Here is a 20,747-nt window from a genome sequence, read left to right as displayed (position 1 = left end):
TCATTTGGGGGGATTCTGATGGAGGAAAAAATATTAATTGTAGATGATCAATTTGGTATTCGCATTTTACTAAATGAAGTTTTACAAAAAGAAGGGTATAAAACATTTCAAGCGGCAAATGGGGTACAAGCGTTAGAAATCACAAAAAAATACTCACCCGACCTTGTTCTCCTGGATATGAAAATACCAGGAATGGATGGTATTGAAATTTTGAAACGAATGAAAGTGATTGAACCTGATATTCGAGTAATAATTATGACAGCGTACGGTGAATTGGATATGATTCAAGAGGCAAAAGATTTAGGTGCATTAACGCATTTTGCCAAACCATTTGATATTGATGATATAAGAAAAGCTGTAAAGGATCATTTACCTGTAAATAAATAAAATGAAAAAATAAAAAATTCCATCTTTGTGAAATATAATGAAGTTCATTGGAAAAAGAAAAATTAGTTTGGTATGATGAAAATGAAATTTTAACTTGTATGAAGTCAAATTGTTTGTTTAATCTATAAAAGAAGACACTTTAGAAAACCTTTATGGTTTAATGACCTGCCTAACTTAGGATGAAATAAACCATTTTGACGAAATATCAAAGGAGGAAATAAGTCATGCCATTAGTTTCAATGACTGAAATGCTGAATAAAGCGAAAGATGAGCATTATGCAGTAGGTCAATTTAATATTAATAATTTAGAATTTACACAAGCGATTCTTCAAGCAGCTGAAGAAGAAAAGTCACCGGTAATTCTTGGTGTTTCCGAAGGTGCTGGACGCTACATCGGTGGATTTAAAACAGTTGTAAAAATGGTTGAAGGATTAATGGAAGACTACAATATTACTGTACCAGTTGCTATTCATTTAGATCACGGTTCAAGTTATGACAAATGTAAAGAAGCAATTGATGCAGGATTTACTTCAGTAATGATCGATGCATCCCATCATCCTTTTGAAGAAAATGTATCAATTACTTCTAAAGTTGTGGAATATGCTCACTCAAAAGGAGTTTCTGTTGAAGCTGAACTTGGAACAGTTGGTGGACAAGAGGATGACGTAGTTGCTAACGGCGTCATTTACGCTGATCCAAATGAGTGTAAAGAATTAGTAGAACGTACTGGTATTGATACACTTGCTCCAGCTCTTGGTTCAGTGCATGGACCATACAAAGGTGAGCCTAATCTTGGTTTCAAAGAAATGGAGGAAATTGGTGCTGCAACTGGACTTCCGCTAGTTCTTCATGGTGGTACTGGTATTCCAACAAAAGATATTCAAAAAGCAATTTCTTTAGGAACTGCTAAAATTAATGTAAACACTGAAAACCAAATTGCTTCTGCCAAAAAAGTTCGTGAAGTGCTTGCAGCAGATTCTGAAGTATATGATCCACGTAAATACCTTGGACCGGCTCGTGAAGTAATTAAAGAAACAGTTACTGGTAAAATTCGCGAATTTGGATCTTCAAATAAAGCGTAATTGTTGATTAGAAAATTAAAAACATCTTTAGAAATACGCAAGCTTGAGAAACCGCCTATTTGGGCGGTTTCCCTATATTAAAATTTTTAGGGGTGGAGAAAATGAAGTTTTTTATTGATACAGCTAATATTGATGAAATTAAACAAGCCTATGATTTGGGGATTTTATCCGGGGTAACGACAAATCCTTCTCTTGTAGCCAAAGAGAACGTTTCATTTCATGACCGTTTAAAGGAAATTACTAGTCTAGTACCCGGTTCCGTAAGCGCAGAAGTGATTGCTTTAGATGCTGAAGGAATGGTGAATGAAGGTAGGGAATTAGCTAAAATAGCTCCAAACATTACGATTAAAGTTCCTATGACTCCTGAAGGCTTAAAAGCTGTACATATTTTCTCTTTAGAGGGAATAAAAACAAATGTAACTTTAATTTTTAACGCGAATCAAGCATTAATGGCCGCAAGAGCGGGTGCGACTTATGTATCCCCTTTCTTAGGAAGGTTGGAGGATATTGGTCATAATGGAGTTGAGCTCGTTTCAACAATTGCAGATATCTTTTCCATTCATCAAATTGAAACAGAAATTATTGCTGCTTCGATTCGTCATCCGCAACATGTAACAGATGCTGCTTTAGCTGGGGCACATATTGCAACTGTACCTTTAAAGGTAATCAATCAATTATTTAAGCATCCTTTAACAGATAAAGGAATTGAACAGTTTTTACAAGATTGGAATTCAAGTCAGAAAAATGAATAAAATCAACACCTCTACTATAAACAGTAATATTTGGCAAAGCTAATAAGGATAATCTATACTTGTCATTTATGATATTGTTAGTATGAGAGTTAAGAAGGAATTTATTATTCTAATTGCAGGTCTAATTTTTTGAATATTAGTTAATTTTGGTTCATTCACGAGAAGAAATTCCCTTATGCCTTTCAGCATTGCTGAAAGGTTGACCTGTATAAGTGAATGGTGAAATCGTTCATTTATACAGGTCATTAATGAACCAAATGTAAGTTTGTTTTAAATAACCAATTTCCGTTGGTTGTGGAAGGGAGTCAAAAATGGAAAAACTGAAGATTGCAGGGGGATACCCGTTAAAAGGAACAATTAAAGTAAGTGGTGCAAAAAATAGTGCTGTTGCTTTGATTCCTGCTACTATCTTAGCTGAATCCCCTGTAACAATTGAAGGATTACCGGATATTTCAGATGTAGCTACTTTAAAAGTTTTACTCGAAGAAATAGGCGGTACAGTCACTTTTGATGGTGATGATATGGTAGTAGATCCAACGAAAATGGTTTCAATGCCGCTTCCTAATGGAAAGGTGAAAAAGTTGCGTGCTTCCTATTACTTAATGGGAGCAATGCTTGGACGTTTTAATAAAGCTGTTATTGGCCTACCAGGAGGCTGCCATCTAGGACCAAGACCGATTGATCAACATATTAAAGGTTTTGAGGCATTAGGAGCAAAGGTAACTAATGAGCAAGGTGCTATCTATTTACGTGCTGATGAGTTACGGGGGGCACGAATTTATTTAGATGTAGTAAGTGTTGGAGCAACAATCAATATTATGCTTGCTGCAGTTAGAGCAAAAGGAAAAACAGTTATTGAAAATGCTGCAAAAGAGCCTGAAATTATTGATGTAGCGACTCTTTTAACCAATATGGGAGCAAAAATTAAAGGTGCTGGAACAGATGTCATTCGGATTGAAGGTGTCGAAACGCTCAATGGTTGCAGACATACAATTATACCTGATCGTATTGAGGCAGGTACATTTATGCTATTAGGAGCAGCTGCCGGTGAAGGGGTACTGATTGATAATGTCATTCCCCATCATTTAGAATCATTAACAGCAAAACTAAGGGAAATGGGTGTTCCAATCGAAGTTGGTGATGAACACATTTTTATTGGAAAAGGCGAAGTGTTAAAAGCAGTGGATGTTAAAACATTAGTATATCCTGGCTTCCCAACTGATTTACAACAGCCATTTACCTCACTTCTTACGAAAGCAGAAGGATCATCAGTTGTTACGGATACTATCTATTCAGCTCGATTTAAACATATTGATGAATTAAGACGGATGAATGCTAATATTAAGGTCGAAGGTAGATCTGCTATCATAAACGGTCCCGTAACTCTTCAAGGAGCGAAGGTTAAGGCTAGTGACCTGCGAGCGGGAGCTGCATTAGTTATCGCCGGTTTAATGGCAGAAGGAATGACAGAAGTAACGGGTTTAGAGCATATTGATCGTGGATATAGTAATCTCGTGGAGAAATTAGAAGGATTAGGAGCAACTATTTGGCGCGAAAAGATGACGGAAGAAGAAATGGAACAACAAAAAAGCCTATAACAAGGAAGGCTTTGTAAAAATACATTGTTTATTGTAGCGGAGCGACAAGGAGGCTCCCGAACCGCCCGCGAAAAAGCGAACACCTATAGCGGAAATCAACTGTCGCATTCAAATTGCCAAAAGGAAAAGTGAAAGGTGTTTGCCTATCGATCATTGTTATCCCTCTATATTCCAAAATAGTACACACAATTAAAGAATATTGTGCTACAATATAACTGAAATGTGTTATACTAATCCGTTTTTGTTGATAATATAGGGGGAAGAGTGATGGAACGAAGCTTATCTATGGAGTTAGTTCGTGTTACCGAGGCGGCTGCATTGGCATCAGCCCGTCTTATGGGAAGAGGAAAAAAAGATGAAGCCGACGAAGCAGCTACATCTGCAATGCGAGATGTTTTCGATACTATACCTATGAAAGGTACAGTTGTCATTGGTGAAGGAGAAATGGATGAAGCTCCAATGCTATATATCGGTGAAAAATTAGGAACCGGATATGGGCCAAGAGTTGATGTTGCAGTTGACCCGCTAGAAGGAACAAATATCGTTGCCTCCGGAGGATGGAATGCGCTTTCTGTTTTGGCAGTTGCTGACCATGGTAACCTACTTCATGCTCCCGATATGTATATGGATAAAATTGCAGTTGGACCAGAAGCAGTTGGACAAATAGATATAAATGCATCAGTTTTGGATAATTTAAAGGCTGTTGCAAGAGCGAAAAACAAGGATATTGAAGATGTTGTTGCCACTGTTTTAAATAGACCGAGACACGAACATATAATTGCACAACTTCGAGAAGCTGGAGCTAGAATTAAGCTAATCAATGATGGAGATGTAGCTGGTGCAATCAATACGGCCTTTGATCATACAGGTGTCGATATTCTTTTTGGTTCAGGTGGGGCACCAGAAGGAGTTATTGCCGCAGTTGCTCTTAAATGTTTAGGTGGAGAATTACAAGGCCGTCTCCTTCCGCAAAATGAAACAGAAGCAGAGCGTTGCGTAAAAATGGGTTTAGACAATATTCATAAAGTATTACTAATGGAAGATCTTGTTCGTGGTGATGATGCAATATTTTCAGCAACCGGAGTAACGGATGGTGAACTCCTCAAAGGAGTACAATTTAAAGGCTCCTATGGATCTACACATTCAGTAGTCATGCGAGCAAAATCTGGGACTGTTCGATTTATTGAAGGTCAACACAGCTTAAAAAAGAAACCAAATCTTGTTATTAAATAAGTAGGCTAAAGTTCAGTATTAATTTAATCGCTAGTTGATTGGAGCGAAAAATCAATAGTTTGTATTAATATTGATCCAATAGTAATTTCAAAAAGAAAAGAATTCCTTCAAAATAAAATAAATTTGTACAGGTTTTGTCACTTGTACAAATTTATTTCCTTCCTTAGTATTGATTCTTTTTTGTAAATATGGTTAAAATAGATATTGTTTTTGCATTTATATTTGTAGATTACTTCTATAGCTTCTGAATCTTCAATATTTTCTTACAGGTTTATTTCATACGAATAGAACCTTCTTATTCAACCATTCCTTCATCTCTTTTAGGTGAATACTTCTTAGTCGTTATCATGATAAAACAGGATTATCCCCTAAGATGAATTGAAATAATGATAAAAGTTTAGATTTTGAAAAAATTAAAGTGTGGTGTAGATATGGAGAGTTTATCAATTTCAAGTCTTGACAATATGACATTAAAGGAACTATATACATTAGCGCGTGAGTATAAAGTTTCTTATTATAGTAAATTAACAAAAAAGGAATTAATTTTTGCGATATTAAAAGCTCGGGCTGAACAAGAAGGCTATTTCTTTATGGAAGGTGTTCTTGAAATTATCCAGTCAGAAGGCTTTGGCTTCTTAAGACCAATTAATTATTCCCCAAGTTCAGAGGATATTTATATTTCCGCTTCTCAAATTCGTCGTTTTGATTTACGAAACGGTGATAAAGTATCTGGGAAAGTAAGACCGCCAAAAGAAAATGAACGTTACTATGGATTGCTTCATGTAGAAGCTGTTAATGGCGAAAATCCCGAATCGGCTAAAGAAAGAGTACATTTCCCAGCATTAACTCCGTTATATCCAGATAGACAGATCAAATTAGAAACAGCTCCTAATAAGCTTTCTACTCGTATTATGGATTTAATTGCCCCTGTTGGATTTGGGCAACGTGGTTTGATTGTTGCGCCTCCGAAAGCTGGAAAAACAATGCTTTTAAAGGAAATTGCAAACTCTATAACAACCAATAACCCAGAGGCTGAGCTTATCGTTTTATTAATCGATGAACGACCTGAAGAGGTAACGGATATTGAGCGATCAGTGAATGCGGAAGTAGTAAGCTCAACTTTCGATGAAGTTCCTGAAAATCATATAAAAGTAGCTGAACTTGTATTAGAAAGAGCCATGCGTCTTGTTGAGCATAAACGTGATGTTGTCATTCTAATGGATAGTATTACCCGTTTAGCCCGTGCGTACAATTTAGTCATTCCACCAAGTGGACGAACTCTATCGGGTGGTATCGATCCTGCAGCATTCCATCGACCAAAACGTTTCTTTGGGGCAGCGCGTAATATTGAAGAGGGTGGAAGTTTAACGATTTTAGCAACTGCACTCGTTGAAACAGGTTCGCGTATGGACGATGTAATTTATGAAGAATTTAAAGGAACAGGAAATATGGAATTGCATCTAGATCGTTCATTGTCTGAAAAACGTATCTTCCCAGCGATAGATATTCGCCGTTCTGGAACACGTAAGGAAGAACTTTTAATTCCAAAAGATCATTTAGATAAACTTTGGGCAATCCGTAAATCAATGACAGATACACCAGATTTTGTGGAAAGATTTTTAAGGAAATTAAAGAAAACAAAAACAAATGAAGAATTCTTCGAAGTACTAACAGCCGAAATGAAAGGCAACACAACAAACAGACGAACAGTGTAAGAAAGTGAATAAATGGAAGCATTGTGTTGTTGCATTTCAAAATATAGCTTGTTATAATATATCCATGTGTTTGTAAAAAAAATTCTAATGGTGTAGGAAAATTGTTTGAACTTTCCTAAGGAAACCATATAGAAATATATAACTCTGTTTCGTAATGACTCAGGGCAAAGGAGATGAAAAGAATGAAAGCAGGTATTCATCCAGGATACAAAAAAGCAATGGTTAAATGCGCATGTGGTAACGAATTTGAAACAGGTTCAGTAAAAGAAGAAATTCGCGTAGAGGTATGTTCTGAATGTCATCCATTCTACACTGGCCGTCAAAAATTCGCATCTGCTGATGGACGTGTTGATCGTTTCAATAAAAAATACGGTCTTAAAGAAAAATAAACTTCTAAGAAAAAATAATAAAAAACAGGCAAGAAAGCTTGCCTGTTTTTTATTTCTATAATAATGGTTACAATTTGAAATCGGAGAGGAACGAGTAAGATGTATGTTATGAACCATTCTGGCTGGATTGAGGTTATTTGCGGCAGTATGTTTTCGGGAAAATCAGAAGAATTGATTAGACGTGTGCGACGGGCACAATTTGCTAAACTGGAAATTGCCGTTTTTAAACCGAAATTGGATGATCGATACAGCAAGGAATCGGTCGTCTCACATAATGGTACCTCTGTCATAGCCCTTCCGATTGAAAAAGCTAGTGATATCTTTGAAATAGTACATGCAGATATAGATGTCATTGCAATTGATGAAGCGCAATTTTTTGATGAAGAAATTGTGAATGTTGTACAAACATTGGCAAACAGTGGATATCGAGTTATTTTAGCTGGACTAGATCAAGATTTCCGTGGGTTTCCGTTCGGACCGATGCCAAAATTAATGGCGATTGCAGAAACAGTAACGAAATTACAAGCTGTTTGTACGGTTTGCGGTTCCCCAGCAAGTCGAACACAACGCTTAATTAATGGTAATCCAGCATGTGCTGATGATCCGATTATTTTAGTAGGTGCATCTGAAGCGTATGAAGCACGCTGCCGCCACCATCATGAAGTCCCGGCAGGTGTGAGTGTATCAGAAAGTGCTAATTGCTAATAAATAGTTCCTATCGATGATGATAGGGACTTTTTGTTTTCTAAAATACATAACCATTTCCTCCATTGGAAAACATAATTCTATGGAGGTGCTTTTCATGTTGAAAAAAACAATTGGTTTTCTATTTCTTATAGGTTTACTAACAGGTTGTGGCTCGAATCAATTGAATGATAATGCTACTACCAATGATGGAAATGATAAGATGAGGAAGATATCGAGTAATCCAACGGATCAGAATCCTAATATGATTGACTTAAGACAAAAAGACCCGGCAATTACGGTTGGCACTGATGTAGATAAGGCGAAGTATGTAGTGAAACGCTATAAAAATTATTATGATCCTACCGTTTGGGTGAATGGAAATAATATGTGGGTAACTGCACATACAGGTAATCGCCTAACGGCAAAAGAACGTATGAAAGAGGAAGCCAAGATTCATAAAAAACTCATTCAAGCATTGCCAAGATACGACATTAATGTGAAAATTGAGGAAAAGTAAAAAAGAAGCTGCCAGAACCTAAATGGATCTGGCATTTTTAAATGAATGGGTTCTTTACTCTAGAGTACTCTGTATACTATAATAGTACTGTTATGGATAAAATGGAAAGCGAGAGCGATAGATTACTTAAGCTTTTACTATAGAGGTGAGATGCAATGTTCGATCGATTGCAAGCTGTGGAAGATCGCTATGATAAGTTGAATGAGCTTTTAAGCGATCCCGAAATTATTAATGATACAAAAAAATTAAGAGATTATTCAAAAGAACAATCAGATATTCAAGAAACTGTTGTCGTGTATCGTGAATATAAAGAGGTGCAACAACAATTTAAAGATGCAAAAGCAATGCTTGAAGAAAAGTTAGATGCTGAAATGAAAGAAATGGTAAAGGAAGAAATCAGCGAATTAGAAGAACAAATTGAAAACTATGAAGAACGATTAAAGGTCCTTCTTATACCAAAAGATCCGAATGATGATAAAAACGTTATTATGGAGATCCGTGGTGCTGCAGGTGGGGATGAAGCAGCACTATTTGCAGGGGATTTATACCGTATGTACAGCCGTTTTGCGGAAGCACAAGGCTGGAAAACTGAAGTTATCGAGGCAAGTACGACTGGAGTTGGCGGGTATAAAGAAATTATCTTTATAATTAACGGAAAAGGTGCCTTTTCAAAATTAAAATTTGAAAACGGTGCCCATCGCGTTCAACGTGTTCCGGAAACGGAATCAGGTGGACGTATCCACACCTCTACGGCAACAGTTGCGGTTCTTCCGGAGGCAGAAGAAGTAGAAGTCGAGATTCATGAAAAAGATATCCGCGTTGATACTTTTGCATCAAGCGGACCGGGTGGTCAAAGTGTTAATACAACGATGTCAGCTGTGCGTTTGACACATATTCCAACAGGAACGGTTGTATCATGCCAAGATGAAAAATCACAAATTAAGAATAAAGAAAAAGCGATGAAGGTTTTACGCGCACGTGTATATGATAAGTTCCAACAAGAAGCACAAGCGGAGTATGATGCCAATCGTAAATCTGCGGTTGGAACAGGAGATCGTTCCGAACGTATTCGTACTTACAATTTTCCGCAAAACCGTGTGACTGATCATCGTATCGGTTTAACGATTCAAAAGCTTGACCAAATTCTTCAAGGAAAAATAGATGAAATTATTGATGCGTTAATTTTAGAGGATCAATCTCATAAATTGGAAAGTGTGAATGATTAATGGATCAAACCCAAAAGATTTTTGAAGCTCTTAACTGGGCTTCTTCTTTTTTACAAAAAAATAACCGAGATGTAAATGCCGGTGAATTGTTGCTTCGACATTTTCTAGGTATGACGCGTTCGCAATTGTTGGCGAATATGCATGAGGTTCTTCCGGAACAAATCCAAGAGACTTTTCAACAGGCGGTTTTCGCTCATATTGACGGTATTCCCATTCAGCACATAATCGGTTTTGAAGAGTTTTTTGGAAGAGATTTTATTGTAAATTCTAATGTACTAATTCCGAGGCCAGAAACCGAGGAACTAGTTTTAGGGGCGATTAATCGGATAAAACGGGCATACTCTTCTAATTTAGAAGGATTAAAGCTCGTTGATATTGGAACTGGTAGTGGGATTATCGCCATTACGATGAAACTAGAATGTCCTGAGCTATCGGTTTCAGCTGTTGATATATCGAATGAGGCACTATCAATTGCAGAAAAAAATGCCAGGAATTTAGAGGCGGAGATTAATTTTTTACACGGTGATTTGCTTCTGCCACTCATTTCAAGCCAGGAAAAAGTAGATATTATTCTATCCAATCCACCTTATATTCCTAATCGTGATATCGAGATACTTTCAGAGGTCGTGAAGGATCACGAACCGCACCAAGCATTATTTGGTGGAGAAGACGGCCTTGACTATTATCGAAGATTAATGGAACAGATTCCACAAATAATGAATAGCAGAGCAATAATCGGCTTCGAAATTGGCATGGGACAAGGTGAACAAGTAGCGGAATTATTAAATAGTACATTCCCAGGAAGTCATGTTGAAATTGTTCAGGATATCAATGGGAAGGACCGAATGGTTTTTTGTGAAATAGGCTAAAGTAGACCAAGCGTTTAGTGACTAAGGATCAGGTCATGCGTGCACCTCGATCCGATTAATAGACGGAAAAATTCCGCTTAATTTATGTTTTTTATTAAAAAAGGCTGAAATTGACGGAGAGATTCCGCTTAACGTCTCGAAAAGTTTAAAAAGGGGAGATTTTGTTTTGCATAGCCGGAAAATCTCCCCCTATATACCTCGAAAACCAGCTCCATTTTGCATTTAACCGGAAAGTCTCCTCTTATTTTACTGGTTACTCAATTAAGAAAAATTCCCCTTTTAATTCTTGTTTTTCAATTTATTTAAGTTTACTAGTTTAAGATTTCTCTTTCTTGTCCAAACTGTGTTAGTGAAGGGATGGGGAGAGGAAATGAATAAAAAATATTATCCAATAGTCTATATTATTATCTTATCGATTGGAACGATCTTAAGTTTATATATACCGAAACAGGAAATTGCCGCTGAGGAAGCGATTGTTATTCCAAAGGAGGCGGTTCGCCTTCGGATTCTTGCGAACAGTGATACTCAAGAAGACCAAGCATTAAAAAGGAAAATACGAGATGAGGTCAATAAAGAGATTACGAAATGGGTGGAGAGTCTAGATTCAATTGATGATGCTAGAAAAGTGATTAAATCCCATTTACCCGATATCAAAAAGATTGCGCTGAAAGTGATTAAAGAAGAAAATAGTAGACAATCGGTAAAAGTAGAGTTCGGTCAAGTTCAATTCCCGACTAAGCTCTATGGACAATTTTTATATCCCGCCGGTGAATATGAGGCCGTGCTGATTACACTAGGTAAAGGAGATGGAGCTAATTGGTGGTGTGTTCTCTATCCACCGCTTTGCTTCATGGATTTCTCAAACGGTGTGGCAGTTAGCCCAGGGTTCGATGAAAAGAAGGAAAAAGAAACGGAACAGGTGAAAGAGAAAAAGGAAAGCAAATCGATGACAAAAGAAAAATTAGCACCTGAACGCAAGAATGAAGCCAAAAAGGAAATTAAGAAGCCAGTCTATGTAAAAGAAGAAGATGAAGAAGTAAAAGTAAAATTTTTTATTGTTGAGCTTTTCCATAAAATCTTTTAAAAGAAGTCAATATTGGCTTCTTTTTTTTGTTCTATTTTTATGCTTCTATCATATGGATATAGTAGAAAGTTTAATAGAATCTATTAAAAATAAAATGGTAGGGGATGGGTGTATGCAAGTTATTCGTGTTGGAACACATAAGGATGTTGAAAAGGTGAAAAGCTTTCTTACCAAAGTGGGGATAAGTACGGAAGGAGTAGAAAGGATAATCGAATACTTTGTAGTCATTGAGGATATAGATGGTGGGTTAATAGCCACATTAGGAATAGAACCCCTCGACAACATAGGTATTCTCCGCTCGATGGTCATCCATCCGAGTATAAAAGAAGAAGACTTATTCACAATCTTTCAACATGTGTATAATTTAGCGTCAAATAAAAAATTATCCACATTATATTTAACGACAAATAAAGAAAAATCACTCCCGTTATTTCGGATGGCTGGTTTTGAAAGGATAGAAAAGACTCATCTTCCAAAGGAATTTGAACATTCGCTATATGGGAAGCATTTATTAAGCCATCAACAAGCAATATTTATGGAAAAAGTAATGTAAAAGATATTCACATTTTCCCCAAAAGTTATCCACTGTTTATTTGGAATTATCCACATATTGTGGATATACTTGTGTTTACTACTACTTTTTAATATACTTTCAAAAGAGAAAAAATGTTGATGTTCATTGATAATAGGTTGAAGAGTGGCAATATAAGTCTTTATTCGACAAAAACCTACTTTAACAGTTGAATTTCAACAAAAAAGAAAAAGGTGGAAGCTATGAAGACCATTCAGTGGAGTGTGGATAAACATGTGGATAATTTTTTGGGTAATCCACAACTAGAGGAAGCATCGGAGCTATTAAGGCAAAATGAAGTGGTTGCCTTTCCGACAGAAACGGTTTATGGGCTAGGTGCAAATGCAAAATCGGATTTAGCTGTTATGAAAATATATGAGGCAAAGGGAAGACCAAGTGATAACCCTCTAATTGTCCATATTGCTGAAAAGAATCAATTAGAAGAACTTGTGACAAATATATCTGAACAAGCTCAAATACTTATGCAACGATTTTGGCCAGGGCCATTAACAATTATATTTAATTGTAGACCGGGTATCCTTTCAGAGAAAGTAACAGCTGGAATGGATACAGTGGGGATAAGGATGCCGGATCATCCATTAGCGCATGAATTAATTCGATTAACTAACCTTCCTATTGCAGCACCGAGTGCCAATCGTTCCGGAAAACCAAGTCCGACAACTGCATGGCATGTTCTAGACGATTTAAATGGACGAATTGCCGGAATTGTGGACGGTGGATATACCGGTGTTGGAGTAGAATCAACTGTGATTGATTGTACAGGGGATATCCCGATGATTCTTCGTCCGGGAGGTGTATCAAAAGAACAAATCGAAATGGCAATTGGTGAAGTGCTAGTGGACCCGGCTTTAAATAGTGATACAAATGATTGTCCGAAATCTCCCGGTATGAAATATACTCACTATGCACCAGATGCACCAGTGTATTTAGTCGAAGGGACTTTTACTTATATCCAGGAATTGGTGAACAAGAAACAAAAGGAAGGATTAAAAGTAGGGGTAATAGCGACTGAAGAAACAAAAAATAATTATCGAGCCGATTGTGTTATTGCTTGTGGAAGCAGGAATGATTTAAGTACGGTAGCCCACAATCTTTATGACACTTTGCGTGCATTTAATAATCAAGACGTCGATTTAATATTTTCAGAAACCTTTTCAGTAGAAGGAATCGGCCTTGCCATCATGAACCGATTGGAAAAAGCTGCGGGTCATCGTTGGGTACGTCAGTAAGATGAACTAAATCTTCTTGCTTGACCCAAAATCTTATAAAATAAAATTCTATTCCTCTTTGGACATGCATATGTTGTCAGTAGGCACGTCCGAAGGAGGAAAACGAATGATGGCAATCATCGCAGAATTAATTACATTAATGTTAATGGCATTTGCCTTAGGAATGGATGCTTTTTCAATTGGACTTGGTATGGGGATGATTAAGCTCCGATACAGGCAAATTTTTTATATCGGTTTAACAATCGGAATGTTTCATGTTGTCATGCCATTGTTAGGGATATTAACGGGACATTTTATATCTGACGCATTTGGAACAATTGCTCAGTATATTGGTGGAGTCCTCCTAATTATTCTAGGCATACAAATGATTTTATCCACTCTTAAAAAGGAAGAGAAAACCATCATTAAACCATATGGTTGGGGATTACTATTTTTTGCCTTAAGCTCTAGTTTAGATAGCTTTTCTGTGGGGCTCTCACTCGGGATTTTTGGGGCTCGCACAGCAGCTGTACTTCTTTGCTTTGGAATTGCAGCAACAGTATTGACTTGGGCAGGCTTAATTATAGGAAGAAAGTTTCAAGGATATATTGGAGCATATAGTGAAGCTCTAGGAGGGTGCGTATTATTAGGATTTGGAATAAAATTACTAGTAGCCCTTTAAAAATTAAAGAAAAGAGAAGTTTAAAGACAAGCAATCATTCTACGATTGCTTGTCTTTAAATTTTCACTAATTTTAATAAAGTCCACTATTGAAATAGGGTCTTTTCGACTATAATAATGGTAGAATAATTAGAATCGTTAATTTTCGAAGGGAATGATTTCATTGAATCTATTATTCGTCTGTACCGGAAATACATGCCGCAGTCCGATGGCAGAGGCTATATTAAGAAATAAAAATCTACAAAACATATCCGTAAAATCCGCTGGGATATATGCAGTTGATGGCCAAAATGCTTCGCAGCAAACAATGATTGTTCTTGAAGAAAACGATATTGAACATTCTCATACATCGAAATTGTTGACACAAGAAGATATTCATTGGGCAACAATGATATTAACGATGACAGAGGGTCACAAATCTTCAATCGTTGAGTCCTTTCCGGTTGCTATCGATAAAACATGCACATTAAAAGAGTTTGTTAATGGAAAAGACGGAAATATCGACGTTTCAGATCCATTTGGAGGAAGTGTAGAAATGTACCGAACAACATTTCTTGAATTATCTGATCTAATAGAAAAAGCAATAAAAAAATTAAAATAGATCAACAACTTGGGGGAGAGTCTAGACATGAAAAAGCGGTATAAGTTTGGTCTGCGTAAAAAGTTAGTGCTGTTTGTTACATTATTAGCTTTAGTTACTTATTCAACGAGTTTCTTTTTTATTAGTATTGTTCATTCGAAATACGCAGCTAAGGTAGATGAATCGTTGTTTAATAGTATAACACTTCTATTAGGTATTTTTTGGACGGGTTTATTAGCATTTTTCGTTGCAGGAGTGATCACTAAGCCGTTACAGCGTTTAGAGCATGCTGCGATTAGTGCAAGTAAGGGAAACATTCAAATAGATGTAAAACTGCCAAAATCAGATGATGAAATCCGCTCACTCGGTATGGCGTTTAATCAAATGCTAGCGAATTTGCGTGTGATGGTACATAGTATAGAAGAAAATTTCCAACAAACAAATGGGAATGTGATCTTAATTTCCGAAAAAACGACTAGAGCCACTGAGCAAGCGGAAAGTATCGCACATACAATAAGTGAAATATCCGCCGGTGCGGAAAGCTCAGCAATAGCAATTCAATCAACTGCTGAATCTGTTGAAGATATTATTCAAATTGCTTATAAAGTACAAGAAAATGCAAAATCATCGGAGCAAGTTTCTGTAGAGATGGTAAAGGAATTGCAAGAAAGTAAAGAAGTAGTTAATTCGCTGATTCAAGGTATTGATAAATTGGCGAAGGAAAATCAAGAATCATTACAAGTTGTCCTTGATTTGGAAGAAAATGCTAAGAAAGTGGAGCAGATAATATTACTAGTTGGTGATATCGCAGCGCAAACGAACTTACTAGCCCTGAATGCTTCCATTGAAGCGGCACGTGCGGGTGAGCATGGTAAAGGGTTTGCGGTTGTAGCGGAAGAAGTACGGAAGTTAGCGGATGAAAGTGCAAAAGCAGTACAAGGCATTTCTGGATTAATTCAAAACATTCAACATGGTGTAGATAGTGTCGTTAAGCAAATTACTGATCAAGTATCAACAGCAAACTATGAAGCGTCAAAAGGTGAAAAAACTAATGCAGTAATTGAAACGATGACGAATACAATCCATGTCGTTGCCGATAAAGTAAAGAGTATCTCAACACTTGTGGATAAACAGATGGAAAGTGTAGAATTAGCTTCTAGACAATCTCAAGAAGTCGCAGCGATTGCTGAGGAAACATCCGCAGGTGCCGAAGAAGTAACAGATGCAACAAATGAGCAAGCGGATGTAATGGAAAATGTAGAGAAATTAGTTAGTCAGTTAAAAGGTGATGCTGATAAGCTAAAAGCTACAATTTCTCAATTTCATTTATAATAGATAAATTATTCGAAAAAGCCGGTGAGTTATCCTGGCTTTTTTATGAGAAAGTATAAATTTTATAGGATTAATGTTCCTAATAAATATCTGCTTTGTCTAGCTCCAGCGCCTTTCGACTAGAAAACTTCAGGACTTTTCCCTACGATAAGTCAACATCGATTCGCCTTACATCATCCGCGTTTCCTTTATCTCAGTCAAAGTCCCGTAAGTCTTTTACGTCGATGAGCAAGGCGCCCCGCGCTTTTTTATATCCTTTGCTTTATAAATTTTTAACTCTGTGTAAAAATAAAGATAGTTAAAATAAGAAATAATAAGAAAACGGGGGTATAAGAATGAAAGTAGCATTAGCATCTGATCATGGTGGAGTACATATTCGTGAAGAAATTCGAGTCTTATTAGAAGAAATGGGAGTCGAATATCAAGATTTTGGCTGTGATTGTGAAAGTTCTGTTGATTACCCTGATTATGCTCTCCCTGTTGCACAAAAAGTGGCAAATGGTGAATTTGATCGCGGAATCCTTATTTGTGGTACGGGAATTGGAATGAGTATTGCCGCTAATAAGGTAAAAGGAATTCGTTGTGCCCTAGTCCATGATGTATTTAGTGCAAAAGCAACGCGTCAGCATAATGACACAAATATATTAGCGATGGGTGAAAGAGTCATTGGTCCGGGACTTGCGCTAGAAATTGCAAAAGTATGGTTAACAACTGAATTCGAAGGTGGGAGACATGCCCGTCGAATTGAAAAATTAACAAATTATGAGGATCAAAATTTGTAAAAATCGTTCTATATACTATAAGTTAGGTGATAAGATTGACTGCAGATCTATTACTATGGAAAAAACAGTTGAAAGAAATAGTAAATGATTTTTCTTCTCAAGTAACGTTTAAAAAAGGGCAGATTTTAGTGATTGGATGCTCTACGTCTGAAGTAATTGGTGAAAAAATTGGGACAGCAGGAAGTGAAGAAGTCGCTACCGTTATATTTGAGGAACTGACGGCCTTTGCACGTAAGAACGAGATTTATTTAGCCTTTCAATGTTGTGAACATTTAAATAGAAGTTTAGTAATAGAAAGAAAACTAATGAATTTGCGTGATTGGGAGGAAGTTTCCGTCATACCAGTAAGAAAAGCCGGTGGCGCCATGGCAACTTACGCTTATCGCCATCTTCAAGATCCAGTTGTTATAGAATTTATAAAAGCGGATGCAGGAATTGATATTGGTAATACATTTATTGGAATGCATTTAAAACATGTTGCCGTTCCAATTAGAGTAAAAAATCACACACTGGGTTCTGCAAATGTTACATTAGCAAAAACTCGACCAAAATTAATTGGCGGAGCTAGAGCTGTTTATGAAAATCAAATAAATGAAAATAAAGAATCCTGTTAATTAACGGGATTCTTTTTTTGTGCGTATACTTGGGATTAGCATCAAACGGAAAACAGGAAATTAATTATCAGAAAAAAGTTAAGTATTAGACTTGCCTGTAAGAAAACTATGTTAAAATAAGAAGGTATTTGACTAATTGTTGACGCAGGAGGGGACATAAATGAGTAAGATAGTTGGACAAGATAAAGAAGTATATCAAGCGATTCAAGATGAACTGAAACGCCAACAGACGAAAATTGAATTGATTGCTTCTGAGAACTTTGTAAGTGAAGCTGTAATGGAAGCACAAGGGTCTGTTTTAACAAATAAATATGCAGAAGGATATCCTGGTCGCAGGTACTATGGCGGCTGTGAATATGTTGATGTAGTTGAGAATCTTGCTCGTGAACGTGCAAAGCAAATATTTGGTGCAGAACACGCCAATGTTCAACCTCATTCAGGTGCCCAGGCAAATATGGCTGTTTATTTTACGGTTCTTGAGCCAGGTGATACCGTTTTAGGTATGAATCTTTCCCATGGTGGCCATTTAACGCATGGTAGTCCAGTTAACTTTAGTGGTGTACAGTATAACTTTGTGGAATATGGTGTAGATGAACATAGCCACACAATAGATTATGAAGATGTATTAAATAAAGCTCGTCAACATAAACCAAAGCTCATTGTGGCAGGTGCTAGTGCCTACCCAAGGGTAATAGATTTCAAAAAATTTCGTGAAATAGCAGATGAAGTTGGAGCGTACTTGATGGTAGATATGGCTCATATCGCTGGATTGGTAGCCTCTGGATTACATCCAAGCCCAGTGCCATATGCTGATTTTGTTACAACAACTACGCATAAAACTTTACGTGGACCACGCGGTGGAATGATCTTATGTAAAGAAGAATTTGCGAAGAAAATTGATAAATCAATTTTTCCTGGAATCCAAGGCGGCCCATTAATGCATGTAATTGCTGCTAAAGCAGTCGCATTTGGGGAAGCACTGGATGACAGCTTTAAAGAATATTCCCAAAAGGTCATCGACAATGCCAAACGTCTAGGTGAATCCTTAAAAAGAGAGGGTCTAAGTTTAGTGTCTAATGGTACGGATAATCACTTATTATTGGTCGATCTCCGTTCATTAAGTCTAACTGGAAAAGTTGCTGAAAAAGTTCTTGATGATATCGGTATCACGGTGAATAAAAATACGATCCCATTTGATCCTGAAAGCCCATTTGTAACTAGCGGCATTCGGATTGGTACAGCTGCTGTTACTTCTCGTGGCTTTGGACTTGAAGAAATGGACGAAATTGCATCAATTATTGGAAATACATTGAAAAATCACGAAAATGAAGAAACATTAGAAGAAGCTCGGACACGTGTGTCGGCACTTACTAATGGATTTCCATTATACCCAGAAAAATAAATAAAAAAGGGAGTTTATTCAAATAGGTCTAACCTTGAGAATGAACTCCCTTTTCGTGTAGAATGAGATAGGTGATTTTTGTAGTTTTAATAAATATTTATATAAAAGGAGCGAAAAAAATGGGAAATGTTCATGTAATGAACCATCCGCTTATTCAACATAAATTAACGTACATACGAGATAAACACACTGGTACTAAAGAATTCCGTGAATTAGTTGATGAAGTGGCTACTCTTATGGTGTATGAAATTACACGCGATATGCCTTTAGAAGAAATTGAAATCGAAACACCTGTCAGTGTTTCAAAATCTAAAATCTTATCAGGGAAAAAAATAGGAATCGTTCCTATCCTTCGTGCCGGAATTGGTATGGTCGATGGTGTGTTGAAGCTAATTCCTGCAGCAAAAGTAGGACATATTGGTCTATATCGAGATCCAAAAACGTTAAAACCTGTTGAATATTACGCCAAACTTCCGAATGATGTTGAAGAGAGAGACTTTATTGTTGTTGATCCGATGTTAGCGACAGGTGGATCAGCTGTTGAAGCGATTAATTCATTGAAAAAGCGCGGCGCTAAAAATATTAAATTTATGTGCCTTATTGCTGCTCCGGAAGGTGTGGAGGCGCTGAAAGAAGAGCATCCGGATATTGATATATATATTGCTGGATTAGATGAAAAGTTAAATGAAAAGGGATATATTGTTCCTGGTCTTGGTGATGCGGGAGATCGTTTATTCGGAACAAAATAAGCAGGCATTTCGAGGGAGAGAGAACATGAAAAGGCCGATAAAGGTAATGACTATTTTTGGAACGAGGCCAGAAGCGATTAAAATGGCCCCGTTAGTTCTTGAATTGCAAAAGTATCCGGAAAGTATTGAGCCAATTGTAACGGTTACTGCTCAGCATCGACAAATGTTAGACCAAGTTCTAGATATTTTTCATATCCAACCACATTATGATTTAAATATGATGAAAGATCGCCAATCATTAATAGACATTACAACTAGAGGTTTAGAAGGTCTTGACCATGTAATGAAAGAGGCTAAGCCAGATATTGTCCTTGTACATGGTGATACGACGACAACTTTTGTCGCCAGTTTAGCGGCATATTATAATAAAATTGTTGTCGGTCATGTGGAAGCTGGATTACGAACATGGAACAAATACTCGCCATATCCGGAAGAAATGAATCGCCAATTGACAGGGATATTAGCTGATCTTCATTTTGCTCCAACTGAGAAAGCTTCTAACAATTTATTAGCTGAGAATAAAAATAAGGAAAGTATCTTTATTACCGGAAATACGGCAATAGATGCCTTGAAAACGACTGTTAAGAGTGAGTATGAACATAAGATTCTGGCGGATCTCGGAGATGATAAACTAATACTGCTTACTGCACATCGCAGAGAAAATCTTGGGGAGCCAATGAGAAATATGTTTCGTGCAGTCTTAAGATTGGTTGATAAACATCCAAATGTTCAAGTTGTTTATCCTGTTCACTTAAATCCTGCTGTTCGTGAAATTGCCAATGAAGTTCTAGGGGGGAATCCGCGTATTCATCTTATAGAACCTTTAGACGTCATTGATTTTCATAACTTTGCCAGTCATGCCCATCTCATTTTGACTGATTCTGGAGGTGTGCAAGAAGAAGCACCATCACTTGGTGTTCCTGTTCTTGTGCTTCGCGATACAACTGAACGTCCAGAAGGAATCGAAGCGGGTACTCTTAAGTTAGCAGGGGTTGATGAGGAAACGATTTATCAACTTGGTACAGAATTATTAACAAATAAAGAATCCTACGATAAAATGGCAAAGGCAACAAATCCGTATGGTGATGGTCAGGCGTGTAAGCGCATTGTACAAGCTATTCAATACCATTTTAAAAATATAAATGAAAAACCGAAGCCATTTAAACCACTTTAAACAAGGCGGAGTAATCCGTCTTGTTTTTTTGCCTTTTGCCGCATAACCCTACCTATTCGTGAGAAGCTAATAAAAAAATAAGGAGGGTTTCCTC

General features: G+C 37.0%; 22 protein-coding genes. All 22 read left to right on the top strand.

Annotated features, from left to right (window positions below):
- The first annotated feature begins 18 nt into the window (after positions 1–18).
- Positions 19–387: a response regulator gene (locus I5776_RS20090; protein ID WP_213085686.1), complete on the top strand. Its 369-nt coding sequence runs from the start codon at positions 19–21 to the stop codon at positions 385–387.
- Positions 388–611: 224 nt separating this feature from the next.
- Complete coding sequence (locus tag I5776_RS20085) at positions 612–1,469, top strand: class II fructose-bisphosphate aldolase (RefSeq protein ID WP_202778257.1); 858 nt, start codon at positions 612–614, stop codon at positions 1,467–1,469.
- Between the two features lie 101 nt (positions 1,470–1,570).
- The gene (fsa, locus tag I5776_RS20080; RefSeq protein ID WP_202778256.1) at positions 1,571–2,221 is read left to right on the top strand and encodes a fructose-6-phosphate aldolase; all 651 of its coding nucleotides are present in this window, start codon (positions 1,571–1,573) and stop codon (positions 2,219–2,221) included.
- A gap of 311 nt (positions 2,222–2,532) precedes the next feature.
- Positions 2,533–3,819: a UDP-N-acetylglucosamine 1-carboxyvinyltransferase gene (locus tag I5776_RS20075; RefSeq protein ID WP_202778255.1), complete on the top strand. Its 1,287-nt coding sequence runs from the start codon at positions 2,533–2,535 to the stop codon at positions 3,817–3,819.
- A gap of 267 nt (positions 3,820–4,086) precedes the next feature.
- Positions 4,087–5,052, top strand: a complete 966-nt coding sequence (glpX, locus tag I5776_RS20070; RefSeq protein ID WP_202778254.1) for a class II fructose-bisphosphatase — start codon at positions 4,087–4,089, stop codon at positions 5,050–5,052.
- A gap of 431 nt (positions 5,053–5,483) precedes the next feature.
- The gene (rho, locus tag I5776_RS20065; protein ID WP_202780876.1) at positions 5,484–6,767 is read left to right on the top strand and encodes a transcription termination factor Rho; all 1,284 of its coding nucleotides are present in this window, start codon (positions 5,484–5,486) and stop codon (positions 6,765–6,767) included.
- 182 nt (positions 6,768–6,949) lie between these two features.
- On the top strand, positions 6,950–7,156 hold the full coding sequence (gene rpmE, locus I5776_RS20060; protein WP_066235110.1) for a 50S ribosomal protein L31: 207 nt from the start codon (positions 6,950–6,952) through the stop codon (positions 7,154–7,156).
- Positions 7,157–7,255: 99 nt separating this feature from the next.
- Entirely contained in the window at positions 7,256–7,861 is a 606-nt protein-coding gene (locus I5776_RS20055; RefSeq protein WP_202778253.1) for a thymidine kinase, read from the top strand.
- Positions 7,862–7,958: 97 nt separating this feature from the next.
- Positions 7,959–8,360, top strand: a complete 402-nt coding sequence (locus I5776_RS20050; RefSeq protein WP_202778252.1) for a hypothetical protein — start codon at positions 7,959–7,961, stop codon at positions 8,358–8,360.
- 155 nt (positions 8,361–8,515) lie between these two features.
- Complete coding sequence (gene prfA / locus I5776_RS20045; RefSeq protein ID WP_202778251.1) at positions 8,516–9,586, top strand: peptide chain release factor 1; 1,071 nt, start codon at positions 8,516–8,518, stop codon at positions 9,584–9,586.
- Positions 9,586–10,455: a peptide chain release factor N(5)-glutamine methyltransferase gene (gene prmC / locus I5776_RS20040; RefSeq protein ID WP_202778250.1), complete on the top strand. Its 870-nt coding sequence runs from the start codon at positions 9,586–9,588 to the stop codon at positions 10,453–10,455. The genes prfA and prmC overlap by 1 nt, the downstream gene beginning before the upstream one ends.
- 370 nt (positions 10,456–10,825) lie before the next feature.
- Positions 10,826–11,539, top strand: coding sequence for a stage II sporulation protein R (gene spoIIR / locus I5776_RS20035; protein ID WP_202778249.1), 714 nt, complete (start codon positions 10,826–10,828; stop codon positions 11,537–11,539).
- Positions 11,540–11,591: 52 nt separating this feature from the next.
- Positions 11,592–12,092 carry a GNAT family N-acetyltransferase gene (locus I5776_RS20030; protein ID WP_202778248.1) on the top strand — a complete coding sequence of 167 codons (501 nt, stop codon included), beginning with the start codon at positions 11,592–11,594 and terminating at the stop codon, positions 12,090–12,092.
- A 221-nt stretch (positions 12,093–12,313) separates the two neighbouring features.
- Positions 12,314–13,360: an L-threonylcarbamoyladenylate synthase gene (locus I5776_RS20025; RefSeq protein ID WP_202778247.1), complete on the top strand. Its 1,047-nt coding sequence runs from the start codon at positions 12,314–12,316 to the stop codon at positions 13,358–13,360.
- A gap of 109 nt (positions 13,361–13,469) precedes the next feature.
- Positions 13,470–14,021 (top strand): manganese efflux pump MntP, encoded by a 552-nt coding sequence (locus I5776_RS20020; protein ID WP_202780875.1) that lies wholly within the window; start codon positions 13,470–13,472, stop codon positions 14,019–14,021.
- Positions 14,022–14,177: 156 nt separating this feature from the next.
- Positions 14,178–14,621 (top strand): low molecular weight protein arginine phosphatase, encoded by a 444-nt coding sequence (locus I5776_RS20015; RefSeq protein WP_202780874.1) that lies wholly within the window; start codon positions 14,178–14,180, stop codon positions 14,619–14,621.
- A gap of 27 nt (positions 14,622–14,648) precedes the next feature.
- Entirely contained in the window at positions 14,649–15,932 is a 1,284-nt protein-coding gene (locus tag I5776_RS20010; RefSeq protein WP_202778246.1) for a methyl-accepting chemotaxis protein, read from the top strand.
- A 335-nt stretch (positions 15,933–16,267) separates the two neighbouring features.
- Positions 16,268–16,714 (top strand): ribose 5-phosphate isomerase B, encoded by a 447-nt coding sequence (rpiB, locus tag I5776_RS20005; protein WP_202778245.1) that lies wholly within the window; start codon positions 16,268–16,270, stop codon positions 16,712–16,714.
- A gap of 35 nt (positions 16,715–16,749) precedes the next feature.
- Positions 16,750–17,328 (top strand): TIGR01440 family protein, encoded by a 579-nt coding sequence (locus I5776_RS20000; RefSeq protein WP_202778244.1) that lies wholly within the window; start codon positions 16,750–16,752, stop codon positions 17,326–17,328.
- A gap of 160 nt (positions 17,329–17,488) precedes the next feature.
- Positions 17,489–18,730, top strand: coding sequence for a serine hydroxymethyltransferase (gene glyA / locus I5776_RS19995; protein WP_202778243.1), 1,242 nt, complete (start codon positions 17,489–17,491; stop codon positions 18,728–18,730).
- Between the two features lie 119 nt (positions 18,731–18,849).
- Positions 18,850–19,479 (top strand): uracil phosphoribosyltransferase, encoded by a 630-nt coding sequence (upp, locus tag I5776_RS19990; RefSeq protein ID WP_202778242.1) that lies wholly within the window; start codon positions 18,850–18,852, stop codon positions 19,477–19,479.
- Positions 19,480–19,504: 25 nt separating this feature from the next.
- A complete protein-coding gene (gene wecB, locus I5776_RS19985; RefSeq protein ID WP_202778241.1) occupies positions 19,505–20,653 on the top strand; it encodes a non-hydrolyzing UDP-N-acetylglucosamine 2-epimerase in 1,149 nt (382 codons plus the stop codon).
- The last annotated feature ends 94 nt before the right edge of the window (positions 20,654–20,747 follow it).

It is taken from the genome of Heyndrickxia vini, assembly GCF_016772275.1.
Classification (GTDB): domain Bacteria; phylum Bacillota; class Bacilli; order Bacillales; family Bacillaceae_C; genus Heyndrickxia; species Heyndrickxia vini.
The sequence above is the reverse complement of the archived record's forward strand: the minus strand, read 5'-3'. Positions and strand labels throughout refer to the sequence as shown.

Coding starts and splice junctions, on each gene's coding strand:
- prmC (WP_202778250.1), top strand. CDS start 9,586: ATGGATCAAACCCAAAAGATTTTTGAAGCTCTTAACTGGGCTTCTTCT.
- rpiB (WP_202778245.1), top strand. CDS start 16,268: ATGAAAGTAGCATTAGCATCTGATCATGGTGGAGTACATATTCGTGAA.
- I5776_RS20085 (WP_202778257.1), top strand. CDS start 612: ATGCCATTAGTTTCAATGACTGAAATGCTGAATAAAGCGAAAGATGAG.
- upp (WP_202778242.1), top strand. CDS start 18,850: ATGGGAAATGTTCATGTAATGAACCATCCGCTTATTCAACATAAATTA.
- wecB (WP_202778241.1), top strand. CDS start 19,505: ATGAAAAGGCCGATAAAGGTAATGACTATTTTTGGAACGAGGCCAGAA.
- spoIIR (WP_202778249.1), top strand. CDS start 10,826: ATGAATAAAAAATATTATCCAATAGTCTATATTATTATCTTATCGATT.
- I5776_RS20055 (WP_202778253.1), top strand. CDS start 7,256: ATGTATGTTATGAACCATTCTGGCTGGATTGAGGTTATTTGCGGCAGT.
- rpmE (WP_066235110.1), top strand. CDS start 6,950: ATGAAAGCAGGTATTCATCCAGGATACAAAAAAGCAATGGTTAAATGC.
- glpX (WP_202778254.1), top strand. CDS start 4,087: ATGGAACGAAGCTTATCTATGGAGTTAGTTCGTGTTACCGAGGCGGCT.
- prfA (WP_202778251.1), top strand. CDS start 8,516: ATGTTCGATCGATTGCAAGCTGTGGAAGATCGCTATGATAAGTTGAAT.
- I5776_RS20030 (WP_202778248.1), top strand. CDS start 11,592: ATGGATATAGTAGAAAGTTTAATAGAATCTATTAAAAATAAAATGGTA.
- fsa (WP_202778256.1), top strand. CDS start 1,571: ATGAAGTTTTTTATTGATACAGCTAATATTGATGAAATTAAACAAGCC.
- rho (WP_202780876.1), top strand. CDS start 5,484: ATGGAGAGTTTATCAATTTCAAGTCTTGACAATATGACATTAAAGGAA.
- I5776_RS20075 (WP_202778255.1), top strand. CDS start 2,533: ATGGAAAAACTGAAGATTGCAGGGGGATACCCGTTAAAAGGAACAATT.
- I5776_RS20025 (WP_202778247.1), top strand. CDS start 12,314: ATGAAGACCATTCAGTGGAGTGTGGATAAACATGTGGATAATTTTTTG.
- I5776_RS20050 (WP_202778252.1), top strand. CDS start 7,959: ATGTTGAAAAAAACAATTGGTTTTCTATTTCTTATAGGTTTACTAACA.
- I5776_RS20010 (WP_202778246.1), top strand. CDS start 14,649: ATGAAAAAGCGGTATAAGTTTGGTCTGCGTAAAAAGTTAGTGCTGTTT.
- I5776_RS20090 (WP_213085686.1), top strand. CDS start 19: ATGGAGGAAAAAATATTAATTGTAGATGATCAATTTGGTATTCGCATT.
- glyA (WP_202778243.1), top strand. CDS start 17,489: ATGAGTAAGATAGTTGGACAAGATAAAGAAGTATATCAAGCGATTCAA.
- I5776_RS20020 (WP_202780875.1), top strand. CDS start 13,470: ATGGCAATCATCGCAGAATTAATTACATTAATGTTAATGGCATTTGCC.